11 protein-coding genes are annotated in these 13,134 nt (G+C 60.5%); 4 read left to right on the top strand and 7 right to left on the bottom strand.

Features of this window, described 5'->3' with window-relative positions; all coding sequences use genetic code 11:
• The first annotated feature begins 40 nt into the window (after positions 1–40).
• Positions 41–1,048, top strand: coding sequence for an NAD(P)H-dependent flavin oxidoreductase (locus RR42_RS25240; RefSeq protein ID WP_043354009.1), 1,008 nt, complete (start codon positions 41–43; stop codon positions 1,046–1,048).
• A 49-nt stretch (positions 1,049–1,097) separates the two neighbouring features.
• A complete protein-coding gene (locus RR42_RS25235; protein ID WP_043354006.1) occupies positions 1,098–1,700 on the top strand; it encodes a 2-hydroxychromene-2-carboxylate isomerase in 603 nt (200 codons plus the stop codon).
• 351 nt (positions 1,701–2,051) lie between these two features.
• On the opposite strand, the gene RR42_RS25230 is transcribed toward RR42_RS25235, so the two are convergent.
• The 7 genes from RR42_RS25230 to RR42_RS25200 form a co-directional block, all read right to left on the bottom strand.
• Positions 2,052–3,521 carry an NAD(P)(+) transhydrogenase (Re/Si-specific) subunit beta gene (locus tag RR42_RS25230; protein WP_043354003.1) on the bottom strand — a complete coding sequence of 490 codons (1,470 nt, stop codon included), beginning with the start codon at positions 3,519–3,521 and terminating at the stop codon, positions 2,052–2,054.
• Positions 3,521–3,844: an NAD(P) transhydrogenase subunit alpha gene (locus RR42_RS25225; protein WP_043354000.1), complete on the bottom strand. Its 324-nt coding sequence runs from the start codon at positions 3,842–3,844 to the stop codon at positions 3,521–3,523. Before RR42_RS25225 ends, RR42_RS25230 begins: the two co-directional genes overlap by 1 nt.
• Before the next feature lie 10 nt (positions 3,845–3,854).
• Positions 3,855–4,973, bottom strand: a complete 1,119-nt coding sequence (locus RR42_RS25220; RefSeq protein ID WP_043353990.1) for a Re/Si-specific NAD(P)(+) transhydrogenase subunit alpha — start codon at positions 4,971–4,973, stop codon at positions 3,855–3,857.
• 154 nt (positions 4,974–5,127) lie between these two features.
• A complete protein-coding gene (locus RR42_RS25215) occupies positions 5,128–5,751 on the bottom strand; it encodes a 2-hydroxychromene-2-carboxylate isomerase (protein ID WP_043353989.1) in 624 nt (207 codons plus the stop codon).
• Positions 5,752–5,890: 139 nt separating this feature from the next.
• Positions 5,891–7,075 (bottom strand): acetyl-CoA C-acyltransferase, encoded by a 1,185-nt coding sequence (locus RR42_RS25210; protein ID WP_043353986.1) that lies wholly within the window; start codon positions 7,073–7,075, stop codon positions 5,891–5,893.
• Between the two features lie 172 nt (positions 7,076–7,247).
• A complete protein-coding gene (locus tag RR42_RS25205) occupies positions 7,248–7,982 on the bottom strand; it encodes an SDR family oxidoreductase (RefSeq protein WP_043353984.1) in 735 nt (244 codons plus the stop codon).
• 375 nt (positions 7,983–8,357) lie between these two features.
• Entirely contained in the window at positions 8,358–8,936 is a 579-nt protein-coding gene (locus RR42_RS25200; protein WP_043353982.1) for a TetR/AcrR family transcriptional regulator, read from the bottom strand.
• Between the two features lie 552 nt (positions 8,937–9,488).
• On the opposite strand from RR42_RS25200, the gene RR42_RS25195 reads away from it, so the two are divergent.
• Both RR42_RS25195 and RR42_RS25190 read left to right on the top strand, forming a co-directional pair.
• Entirely contained in the window at positions 9,489–11,168 is a 1,680-nt protein-coding gene (locus tag RR42_RS25195; protein WP_236702188.1) for an AMP-binding protein, read from the top strand.
• A 66-nt stretch (positions 11,169–11,234) separates the two neighbouring features.
• A complete protein-coding gene (locus RR42_RS25190; protein WP_043353980.1) occupies positions 11,235–13,004 on the top strand; it encodes an acyl-CoA dehydrogenase C-terminal domain-containing protein in 1,770 nt (589 codons plus the stop codon).
• The last annotated feature ends 130 nt before the right edge of the window (positions 13,005–13,134 follow it).

Genomic DNA, 13,134 nt, shown 5'->3' with positions numbered 1-13,134 from the left:
CTGAGACGGACCCGACCCACAACCACTACGACTCAATCCCATGAAGACACGAATCACTGAGCTGTTCGGCATTCGACACCCCATCGTGCAAGGCGGCATGCACTTCGTTGGACTGGCCGACCTGGCGGCCGCCGTCTCGAATGCCGGCGGGCTGGGCGTCATCACCGCGCTGACGCAGCGCACGCCAGAACTGCTGGAGAAGGAGATCGCCAGATGTCGCGACATGACGGACCAGCCTTTCGGCGTCAACCTCACTTTCCTGCCGACTTTTTCCGCCCCGCCCTATGCAGAGTACATCCAGGCAATCGTCGAGGGAGGCGTGCGCATCGTCGAAACAGCAGGGCGCAGCCCTGAGGAGTACATGCCGGCGATGAAGGCGGCCGGCATCAAGGTGATCCACAAGTGTACGTCAGTCCGGCATGCTCTGAAGGCTGAGAGGATCGGGTGTGATGCGGTGAGCGTGGACGGCTTCGAGTGCGGCGGCCATCCCGGCGAGGATGATGTCCCGAACATGATCCTGCTGCCCCGGGCCGCCGACGAGCTCTCGATCCCGTTTGTGGCCTCCGGCGGCATGGCGGACGCCCGCAGCCTGGTGGCCGCCCTCGCCCTTGGCGCCGATGGCATCAACATGGGCACACGATTCGTGGCGACCAAGGAAGCGCCGGTTCACCAGAACGTGAAGCGCGCCATCGTCGCGGCCACCGAGCTCGACACACGACTCGTGATGCGCCCGTTGCGCAACACGGAGCGTGTGCTGAAGAACGCGGGCGTCCAGAAGATCCTGGATATCGAGCGCGACAAGGGTGAGCAGATCCAGATCTCCGACATCCTTGAGCAGGTCGCAGGCGTCTATCCGAAAGTGATGGTCGACGGTGAGATGGATGCAGGGGCCTGGAGCTGCGGGATGGTCGCCGGCCTCATCGACGACATTCCGAGCGTACGCGAGCTCATCGATCGCATCATGGCCGACGCCAGCCACCTGATCGGGCAGCGCCTCTGCCGAATTCTCGGGTCCGAACAGATGCCCGAGGACAGCGTTGCCCCCTGACGAAGCTCGACGTACACATCGGAAATCCATCAGACTCAGGAGAAAACTCATGTCCAGGACCGCGGAGTTCTATTTCGACGTCGGCAGCCCGGCATCGTACCTCGCATGGACGCAATTGCCGACGATCTGCGAAGAAACTGGTGGCACACTTGTCTACAAGCCCATCTTGCTCGGCGGGGTATTCCAGGCTACTGGCAATGCCTCGCCCGCGACAATCCCGGCCAAGGGCGCATACACCAACATCGATTCCGCCCGGCACGCAAGGCTCTACGGCGTTCCCTATCAGAGCAACCCGCACTTTCCCGTCATTTCGCTCACGCTAATGCGAGCCGCCACTGGCGTACAGATGAGAATGCCCGAACGGTTCCAGGACTATCTGCGCAGCGTCCTCCATGCGTTGTGGGTCGATGCGCTGAACCTCAACGAGCCCCAGGTTGTCGCCAAAACGCTGGTCGACGCGGGGTTCGACATCGAGGCGATCCTGGCGCTCGCCAACGATGCCGAGGTGAAGTCGCAGTTGCGCTCGACGACGGAAGAGGCCGTCAAGCGTGGCGTGTTCGGCGCCCCGACCATCTTCGTCGGCGAGCATATGTTCTTCGGCCAAGACCGCCTCGAATGGGTCTGTCACGCACTGCAAGGCAAGCCTCTGTGAATGGATCCGGCCGTCTCCGGCGGCCTGGTTCTGACCCTGCATTTTCCGCTCGCGAATGCTTCTTCGCGGCCGTGTATCACCACAGCGCGAATTTATTGCTGTCTCCTAAACACCGCGCCGATTTGGCCAGCTTGTGCGATACCATTTCCCATCGTTCCAGCGCCGGCAATTCCTGCTATTTGCATTGCCTCAGATAACGATTCTTTTTGCTATGTAGACCAGATGGGCTGCGCCCCCATTTCCGCATCCGCTGCGACGTTCGTCAAAGCCTTGACGGCATGGCGGCGCAATCGAAGGCAGGCAGCCACCTGGGCGGGCTGAGGCCGGTTTGTCGGCCGTCACCACATGCGGCTATCCCACGGCCTTGACCATGTCCTCGACCACCTTCTTGGCGTCGCCGAACACCATCATGGTCTTGTCCATGTAGAACAGCTCGTTATCCAGGCCAGCATAGCCGGCCGCCATCGAGCGCTTGTTCACGATGATGGTCTTGGCCTTGTACGCCTCCAGGATCGGCATGCCGGCGATCGGCGAGTTCGGGTCGGTCTTGGCCGCCGGGTTGACCACGTCGTTGGCGCCCAGCACCAGCACCACGTCGGCCTGGCCGAACTCGCTGTTGATGTCTTCCATCTCGAAGACCTGGTCGTAGGGCACCTCGGCCTCGGCCAGCAGCACGTTCATATGACCCGGCATGCGGCCTGCCACCGGGTGGATCGCATACTTTACCGTCACGCCCTGCTCCGTCAGCTTCTCGGTCAGTTCCTTGAGCGCATGCTGGGCGCGCGCCACTGCCAGCCCATAGCCCGGCACGATGACCACTGTCTCGGCATTGCTCATCAGGAAAGACGCGTCATCGGCCGAACCCGACTTGACGTTGCGCTGCTCGGCGCTGCCGCTGACCGCGGCCGTCGCCGCACCGCCGAAGCCGCCAAGGATCACGTTGAAGAACGAGCGGTTCATGGCCTTGCACATGATGTACGACAGAATCGCACCGCTGGAACCCACCAGCGAGCCGGCGATGATCAGCATCGGGTTGTTCAGCGAGAAGCCGATGCCGGCCGCCGCCCAGCCCGAGTAAGAGTTCAGCATCGACACCACCACCGGCATGTCCGCGCCGCCGATCGGGATGATGATCAGGACACCGAGCACGAAGGCGATCGCCAGCATCAGCAGGAACGGCTGCCAGTCCTGCGTGAGGAAGAACGCCACGCCAAAGCCGACCATCGCCACGGCCAGCGCCAGGTTCAGCATGTGCTGGCCGGCGAAGACCACCGGCGCGCCCTGGAACAGGCGGAATTTGTAGCGACCTGCGAGCTTGCCGAAGGCGATCACCGAGCCCGAGAACGTGATGGCACCGACGAAGCAGCCGATGAACAGCTCCACGCGGTTGCCCAACGGGATCGCATGCGAGCCCGCGGGCGCGATGCCGAAGGCCGACGGCTCGGCCACTGCCGCCACCGCGATGAACACCGCCGCGAGACCGATCAGCGAGTGCATCGCCGCGACCAGCTCAGGCATCTTGGTCATCTCGACCTTCTTCGCTACGTAGGCGCCGATGCCGCCGCCCACCACCAGCGCGCCGAAGATCAGCGCCAGGCCCGATGCGACCGAGGACTGCGCCGTGCCGGCCGTGAGGAACTCGTTCTTGAGCTTGACGATCAGCGCCACCGTGGTAATTGCGGCCACCGCCATGCCGAGCATGCCGAAGGCATTGCCCTTGCGGGCCGACGCTGGGTGCGAGAGTCCCTTGAGCGCCTGGATGAAGCAGATCGATGCCAGGAGGTAGAGCAAGGTCACAAGATTCATGCTGACGACATCCATCACACACCCTCCTTGCTAGCCGCCTTAGCCTTGGGCTCCTTCTTCTTGAACATCTCCAACATGCGCTGCGTCACCAGGAAGCCGCCGAACACGTTGACTGCGGCCAGCGCCACAGCAAGCGTGCCCATCGCGCGGCCCACGCCGCCTTCGGTCAGGCCGGCAGCCAGCATGGCGCCGACGATGATGATGGCCGAGATCGCGTTGGTCACCGCCATCAGCGGCGTGTGCAGCGCAGGCGTGACCGTCCACACCACGTGGTAGCCCACATAGATCGCCAGCACAAAGATGATCAGGTTGATCACCGTGTGATTAGTCATTTCCATTTGTGTCTCCTTAGCCGGCCAGCGCCGCTTCTTCCTGCCCGGTCATCAGGCAGGCGGCGACGATGTCGTCCTGTCGGTCAATCACGAGCTTTCCTTCCTTGTCGAGAATCAGCTTGAGGAAGTCCAGCACATTGCGCGCGTACAGCGCCGAAGCGTCTGCCGCGACCATGCTGGCCAGGTTGGTATGGCCAACCAGCACCACGCCATGCCGCTCGACCACCTGGTCGGCCACCGTCAGCGGGCAATTGCCGCCTTGCGCGGCGGCCAGGTCGACCACCACCGAGCCGGGTTTCATGGCCATCACGGTCTCTTCCTTCAGCAACACCGGCGCCTTGCGGCCCGGAATCAGCGCAGTGGTGATCACGATGTCGGCCTGGCTGGCACGCTGGTGCACCAGCTCCGCCTGGCGGCGCATCCAGCCGGCCGGCATCGGGCGGGCATAGCCGCCCACGCCCTGCGCGATTTCGCGCTCCTCCTCGGTCTCGAAAGGCACGTCGAGGAACCTGGCGCCGAGCGACTCGATCTGCTCCTTGACCGCTGGGCGCACGTCGGAGGCCTCGATCACCGCCCCCAAGCGCTTGGCCGTGGCGATCGCCTGCAGGCCGGCAACGCCGGCGCCGAGAATCAGCACGCGCGCGGCCTTCACTGTGCCGGCCGCGGTCATCAGCATCGGCATGAAGCGCTGGTAGTGGTGGGCGGCTTCGAGCACTGCCTTGTAGCCCGCGATGTTGGCCTGCGACGACAGTACGTCCATGCTCTGCGCGCGCGTGGTGCGCGGTGCGGCCTCGAGTGCGAAGGCGACGATGCCGGCCGCGGCCATACGCGCGTTGTTTTCGGTGTCGAAGGGATTGAGCATGCCGACCAGCGTGGCGCCGGGCTTCATCTGGCCGAGTTCGGCCTCGTCCGGCGCGCGCACCTTCAGCACCAGGTCGGCACCGAGTGCCTGCGCGGCGGTGCCGATGCGGGCGCCCGCGGCCTCATAGGCCGAGTCCGGCTGGCTTGCCCTGACTCCGGCGCCCGCCTGGACAATGACTTCGTGAGCTTGCGCGACGTACTTCTTGACGGTCTCGGGGGTGGCGGCAACACGGGTCTCGCCGGCCCGCGTCTCCCGCGGGATACCGATTTGCATCTCGTCTCCTCATGATGTATTTTTTCCTGGCGTGGTACCCGGCGGGGCCAGCCTTCCATTCTAGATTTTGCTGCCCTTCTTGAGGGCCATGGTTGTCGCTCACCGAGCGTGCGCGCCGCCCCGGCGTCTTGAGGCGCCGTGGGCAACGGTTCGCTTACCTTAGGCGTGCTTTCGCGTTCTCAATCTCGTCCTCCACTTCCCGCAACTGATCCTTCCCAAAGAACATCTCGTCGCCGACAAAGAATGTCGGCGAGCCAAACGCACCGCGTTCGAATGAATTCTGGGTATTCGCCAGCAAGATCTGCTTGACTTCGGGATCCGCAATGCGTGCCTCGAAGCCTTCCCCGTCCAGACCGGCGACATCCAGGGCCGCCGAGATGACGGCGGGATCATCCATCTTCAAGCCTTGTTCCCACATGTTTGCGAACACGGAATTTACGTAGGGCATGAAGGTGCCGTTCTTCTGGGCAGCCACGGCCCCACGCATGATCTGCAATGTATTGACGGGCCAAAACGGATTGTCCCGATAGGCAGTGAGTCCGTGCTTGGTGATGAAGCGCTGGATCTCCAGACGCCCAAACTCCGGCTTGTTCTTGATACCCGCGAAAGCCTCCGCAGGAGAACGATTCCCCGTCAGCCTGAACAGCCCCCCAAGAAGCACCGGAACATATTCGAACTTGACGCCCTGCCGTGCCTCAATACTCGGAATGACTTTGTGGCTAAGGTAGGAATTCGGACTGCCGAAATCAAAGTGGAACTGAGCTCGTACGTCGCTCATGGTGTCTCCTAATAGATAGACGTGATGAAATTTGTGTGGAAGGCGTAGCAAAGCCCGTTTACCTGTGCGGATCTGACGACGGACTTGCACGATCCTTGTCGAGATCGCGGGCGGAACTCTCCCGTCTTCCAACGGGGATTTACGCTACCTCGAACAGCCCCGCGGCCCCCATTCCACCACCGACGCACATCGTGACGACAACATATTTCTCCCCACGGCGTTTTCCCTCGATCAGGGCGTGACCGACAAGCCTTGCCCCCGTCATGCCATACGGGTGCCCGATGGAAATCCCGCCACCGTTCACATTCAATCGGTCTGGATCGATACCAAGGCGATCGCGACAGTAAAGAACCTGGCACGCGAACGCTTCATTCAGTTCCCACAGACCGATATCGCTAACCTTCAACCCATGCCGCTCCAGGAGTTTCGGGATCGCAAAAACCGGGCCAATACCCATTTCCTCGGGCGCACAGCCCGCCACCGCGATGCCGCGGTAGATGCCAAGAGGCTGCAATCCGCGCCGCTCGGCCAGGCGGCGGTCCATCAGGACCGAAGCCGAGGCACCATCTGAAAGCTGACTTGCGTTGCCCCCGGTGACGACGCCGCCGTCGATGACTGTCCTGAGCTTTGCCAACCCCTCAACCGTTGTGTCGGGACGGTTCCCTTCGTCACGGTCCAGTAGCACGTCACGGAAACTGATCTCCCCCGTCTCCCTATCCTGGATCGCCATGGACGTTTGGAACGGTACTATCTCGGCCGCGAAGCGGCCCTCCTCCTGGGCAAGTGCCGTACGCCGCTGTGATTCCGCCGCGTAAGTATCCTGCGCCTCTCGGGAAATGCCATATCTCCTTGCGACGAGTTCAGCAGTCTGCAGCATCGGCATGTAGGCATGTGGAACCCGCTCGATCAATTCCGAGTCGGCCGCACTCGTCATCCATTCGACAAAACGGTCCTGAACCAATGAGATGCTCTCTTGCCCCCCTGCCACTACCACATCCATCTCGTCCACAATGATTTGCTTTGCTGCGGTGGCCATCGCCATCAAGCCCGAGGCGCATTGTCGATCGATGGACTGGCCCGCGACGTTGACCGGAAGTCCGCCGGCTAGCGCGCTAAGACGGCCAATGTTCATGCCAGCCGTGCCTCCCGGCATCGATGTACCGATCACGACATCCTCAATCTCTTCCGCGGCGATTCCGGCACGCTGAACCGCATGCGATATGACGTGCCCCATGAGGGTCGGCGATTTTGTGTGATTCAGCGAACCCTTATAGGCGCGACCGATCCCGGTCCGTGCCGTCGAGACAATGACTGCTTCCCTCATGCTGCCCTCTTGATGATGTGAATACCGGGGTAGACGTCCCGCTATGACCGCGTCTGTCTCTGGCACATCGCGAAGTTGGGCCATCAACAGACAGAATGAAGAATGTCTTCGGGTGGCAAGGCATTGCGATCGTGCGCAAGCGGTCTCTATCCCATGTGGTCAGACGTTTTGATTACCAGGTCTCTGTCCAGGGACGCAGGTCGAGTTCAAAGGTCCAGGCATCGCGCGGTTGCGAATGAAGATACCAGTAGTTCTGCGCGATATGCTCCGGATTCAGAATGCCATCCTGGTCTTTCAATGCATAACGATCCGGAAAATTGGTGCGGATAAAGTCGGTGTCGATCGCGCCGTCCACCACAATATGGGCCACATGGATGTTCTTCGGGCCGAGTTCGCGGGCCATGCTTTGCGCAAGCGCGCGAAGTGCATGCTTGGCGCCCGCAAACGCGGCATAGTTTTCCTTGCCTCGCAGACCCGCAGTAGCGCCGGTAAAGAGAATCGTGCCGCGTTGACGCTGCACCATGCGCTTGGCAACTTCCCTTGCGTTCAGGAATCCTGCAAAGCAGGCCATCTCCCAGATCTTGAAGTACTTCCGCGCTGTCTCCTCAAGGATGGAAGAAGGCACATTGGCGCCAATGTTAAATACGAGAACGTCAATTGGACCGATCTCGGACTCAATCTTGTCGATGAGGGCGACCACCTCCTCTTCCTTGCGCGCGTCCGTGCCAAACGCGTAGGCCATCCCGCCGGCATCGCGAATGGAGTCAACCAGCGGTTGGAGCTTGTCCGCTGAACGACGCGTCACACAAGCGACCATGCCTTCCGCGGCGAAACGCTTCGCGATTGCACCACCCGTTGAGTCCCCCGCGCCGATCACGAGCGCGACCCTCTGCTCTTTGACATCCATCATCGTCTCCTTTATTAACAAACGACCGTTTAGTAAAAGGAGGTTATTTCATCCCTGTGCAGGAGTCAAGGGCAACTTACCCTAACGCACCTATGATGAGAAAGCTCAGGAGCACGCACCGCGCGGCACGCGCAGTGGCGAAGCTGTAAGGATGGAAGAAGAAAAGCCGCGACGGCGCTTGGCTGCATGGCTTCGCGCGCTGGGGCCCGAAGCGCAAGCATCGACAGCACGTGCGGTGCGGCCGGGTCCGACAATCGAAGCCGTCGCAATGAAAGCGTGGTACCGCGGCATGCACGCACCTATCTGCGCGCATCGAGAAGAAGCCAGAAGGGCGCAGAACAGCGCCCGGAGGGGTGGGTGCTACATTGGCACCGCTCAGGTCTTGCTGAGGGGTCCGAGCCGTTCAATAGACCGCCCGAGAAAACGACGGCTGGAAGCGAGAATCTGCTGCCTGGTCCGGTCGGTTTCAACCACCCGGGCCAGCAAAATGGCACCCACGCACTGCGCAATCAACGCCCAGGCCGCGTCCGGATCGTCCAGACGCTGCTTCCAACTGCTCTGCAGCTTCTTCGCGCTTTCCTCCACTGAGGCGCGGACTGCTGGCCCGGACCTCGCGATTTCAGGTCCCAAGGTCGGCAGGGCGCAGCCTGATTCCGGATGCAGCGCATGAGAACTGCTGAGATAGCTTCGGATGCGTTTCACGAAATGATCTTCTGCCGTCTCATCCTCGCCCGCGAGCATTTCAGCGCTGTTGGCCAACTCCCGCTGGATGACCTCCGCGAACAGTTCCGCTTTGGAGCCAAAATGACTATAGAAGGCGCCCCCCGTAAGCCCGATGGCCCCCATCAGGGCATCGACTCCCGTGGAATCGAATCCTCCCTTTTTGGCAATCGCTTGACTACTGTTGAGGAGTTTTTCCCGCGTCTCCTGCTTGTGCGTGCTTGAGTAGCGCATTTTCGGCTCACTTCGAACTCAGGACATGGCAGGAATTGTAGCATGACGATCGTTCAGGAAAGTTCTGCCTCCGTTGTATGCTGCGGCGCACGGTCTGCCGATCCCCAAGATACTGGCCTGCGCCAGGCAGGGCCGGGAGCCGCGGATGCCGTCCTGCACACCGGCCGTCGTAGCCCGTCTAAGCGCTGTCTCTTCGCGGCCCGACTGAGTGCCTTCCTCGGGACACGAAGGCGCCCTGCCCGCGTCCCACTCCTGTGCTGGGGGGCACCCAACGGCATACGCAGATCAGATCACAAACCGTAAATACTTGTTGACATCACTCAGTGTGCAACCTAGCATCGTTTGCAAAACGATCGTTAACTAACGGATCACGCGGAATCTGTTGGCGCCAATCCCCGGCACGAGTATTCGGTCGGTAGGCCTACCGGTGAGCTGCGCGTTCGTCACGATGCATCTCACTACACGGACCCGATTTCGTTCGGGAAGCCGTGGGGCGGATGGCAACAGAGCGAAACAACCTGGATATTAACCAGGGTATAACAACTGAGAGACATGAATATGGAAGCCAGACGCTGGCATAGCTCCTATCCCGCCGGGATACCGCTTGACATTGAGGTGGACGCGACAGCGACACTGGGGCCCATGATTGCACGCGCGGTCGCCTCGTTCGCCACGCGTCCTGCGGTAACCTGCCTGGAGGAATCACTTAGTTACGCAGAGTTCGGTATTCTGTCCGAGGCGCTCGCGACGTTCCTGCAGCAATCGGGATTGAAAAAGGGGGACCGTGTAGCGTTGATGCTGCCAAGCTGCCCAGCTTTCCTGATCGGCCTGGCAGCGGTATTTCAAGCAGGGATGGTGGCGGTTCCAGTCAACCCCCTGTATACACCGCGTGAATTGAAGCATCAGCTGCAGGATTCTGGCGCCACCTGCATTATCGTCGCCGACCAACTACAGCAGTCGCTGCAGCAAGTGCTGGAGGAAACCAGCATTGTTCAGGTGCTGACGGCACCGGTTGTTGGAATGAAGCCTATTGCCGTTCAACTCGCGGCACTCGCAAAAGATGCTGGCGCTGTTCAACATGCCGGCACGACCGGTGGTCGCACGTGCCAACCTTTAGCCCACGCGATTCTGCAGGGAAGCAGGGGCAGTCTTTCCCCGGTCGCACAGACCGCTCAGGACATCGCCATTCTGCAATACACCGGTGGCACGACGGGCGTGTCCAAGGGGGCAGTCCTCACGCACAAGTCAGTTTGCGCGAGTCTGGCGCAAGTTTCGACTTGGGTTGGACCGCCTCTAGCAGGCTCGGAGGCATCAATGGTGACACCACTGCCTCTGTATCATATCTTCCCGCTTGCAACTGCACTACTGGCGCTATTGCTCGGTTGTGAGAATCGCTTGGTTCCCAATCCGCGTGAGGCTGGTGCTGTGCTTGCTGAGTTGAAGCGGCGGCCATTCCAGATTTTTATCGGGGTCAACACCTTGTTCAACAGCTTGGTGAACACACCGGAACTCATTTCCGTAGACTTCAGCGCCACGCGTTTGGTGATTGGCGCCGGGGCATCAATCCAGGACGCTATTGCAAAGCGATGGCTCGCGGCCGGTGCTCCCCCTGTTACCGAAGCCTATGGTCTTACAGAGACCTCACCGAGCGCCACCTTCAATCCTCCTGGGCGAAGCGGGACGATCGGCATTCCTGCGCCTTCGACCGACGTTCGCCTGGTAGATGAAAGTGGGCACGACGTCCCACTTGGTGTTGCAGGCGAACTTCTGATCAAGGGACCACAACTCTTCAGCGGATATTGGAATCAAGACGACGAAACACGGAAAGCGTTCCTTGATGGTGGCTGGTTCAGGACGGGCGACATTGTTGTCATGGACGAATTGGGCTTCATGACAATGGTCGACCGCAAGAAGGACATGATTCTCGTCTCAGGCTTCAACGTCTATCCGAATGAGATCGAGGCCGTCGTCGCAATGATGCCCGATGTCCTCGAGGCAGCCTGTATCGGGGTGCCTGACGAGCGTTCTGGCGAGGCCCCGCACCTCTTCATCGTGCCACGCAACATGGCGCTCACCACGGAACAAGTGGAGGCACACTGTCGCTCCCATCTTGCGGCCTATAAAGTGCCACGACACATTACGCTGATCGATGCCCTCCCCAAATCAACGGTTGGCAAGATCCTGCGTAGAGACTTGCGTTCGCGCTTGGTTGCCGAGCAAAGCAATGCATAACGCCCCGCTCATCCCTTCTCGATTTCTCTCTGGCCTGCCATGCGGCTGCCACCACATCCGAACCATATGAACTACTATCACGCCCCCGTCCGCGATCTTCAGTTCGTGCTGCATGAACTGCTCGACGTGTCCGCCGGTTCCCCAATTGCCGAAATTGCCGATCCCGACACGATCAACCAGGTAATCGAAGCCGCAGGTCAGTTCGCTACAGAAATTCTGGCGCCCTTGAACGGCATTGGAGACCGTCAAGGCTGCACCATGCCTTCGTCAGGTGTGGTGACGACGCCTGATGGATTCAAGAACGCGTACAAGCAATTTTCTGAAGCAGGCTGGACCGCACTGGCATGTCAATCGGAGCATGGTGGCCAGGGACTGCCGAACGCGGTCAATGCGGCTGTCATGGAGATATTCGCTGGCGCTAACATGGCCTGGGCGGCCTATCCTGGTATGTCGCAGGCGGCTTACACATGCCTGGCGGCTAATGGTTCGGACGCGCAGAGGGCGCTCTACCTCCCGAAGCTGGCTTCCGGCGAATGGGCGGGAACCATGTGTTTGACCGAGCCGCATTGCGGCACCGACCTCGGACTTTTGCGCACCCGTGCAGTACCGAATGCCGATGGCACCTTCGGCATAACCGGTACGAAGATCTTCATTTCGGGAGGCGAACACGACTTCACGGACAATATCGTCCATCTGGTACTCGCCCGGTTACCGGACTCGCCCCCCGGCGTCAAGGGTATCTCCCTCTTCCTTGTTCCAAAGTTCCTGGTGTCGCCTGAAGGAGATTTGGCCGAACGCAACGCAGTCACTTGTGGCTCCCTGGAGCACAAGATGGGCATCCATGCGAACGCCACCTGCACGATGAACTTCGATGGTGCAGCAGGTTATCTGGTGGGCGAGCCAGACAAGGGGCTCGCGGCTATGTTCGTCATGATGAACCACGCGCGGCTCCTTGTCGGGGTCAACGCAATCGGACTGATGGAGGCGGCGTACCAGAAGGCACTGGGCTATGCCAAGGACCGCACACAAGGAAGGTCCCCGACAGCATCGACCCGTAACGTCCCTGCGGATCCGATTATCGAGCATGCTGATGTGCGCCGTATGCTGCTGACTCAGAAAGCATATGTCGAAGGAACACGAGCATTCGCGCAGTGGGCATGCCAGCTGGCCGACACCCAGCACTTCGCCGATGACTCCGGCGTCCGGCATCAGGCGGCAGAACTCTCTGCGCTGGTTACTCCGATCGTTAAAGCATTCAGCAGCGACCTCGCCGTCGAATGTACCAGCTTGGCAATGCAAGTCTTTGGTGGACATGGCTATATCGTGGATAACCAGGTCGAACAGCATCTTCGTGACGCACGTATCATCCCGCTCTACGAAGGTGCCAACGGCATTCAAGCCATGGACTTCCTTGGACGCAAAGTTCTCCCCGACCAGGGCACACGGCTGGAGATGTTCCTTGCAATCGTCACCGAGTTCATCGACGCGAATGCCAACAATCCAGTCCTGCGGGAATTTACCGCCCCGCTTTCGAGCGCGACCGAAGTGTTGCGGAACGCGACGCACGAAGTACTGATGCAAGCCAAAACGGATCCTCATGTCTTGGGAAGCGTTGCTGCATCCTACCTTCGGCTTGCCGGCCATGTCGGTCTAGCATGGATGTGGGCACGCATGGCTGCGATCGGGCTCGTCAACCCCGCCTCTGCCGACCCGATCTATGCATCGAAAGTCGCGACAGCGCGCTTCTATTTCAAGAAGCTGCTACCCGAAATACATTCTCTGGCAGCGGCTATCGCTGCCGGCTCCGGTCCGATCATGGAGCTTGATTTCGGCTAACGCCTCCACTTTCGCCATGGTCTTTTTGGCGGCAGCCGCAGCAGAATGCGCTGCCGCCAGAACATACAGAGTTTGCTGCCTGCCGGGCGCCGAAGAAGCTTGGCTCTACAACCAGGCACCCCCTGACAAA

It is taken from the genome of Cupriavidus basilensis (genome assembly GCF_000832305.1).
GTDB classification, from domain to species: Bacteria; Pseudomonadota; Gammaproteobacteria; order Burkholderiales; family Burkholderiaceae; genus Cupriavidus; species Cupriavidus basilensis_F.
This window is presented reverse-complemented; position numbering and strand designations above follow the sequence as displayed.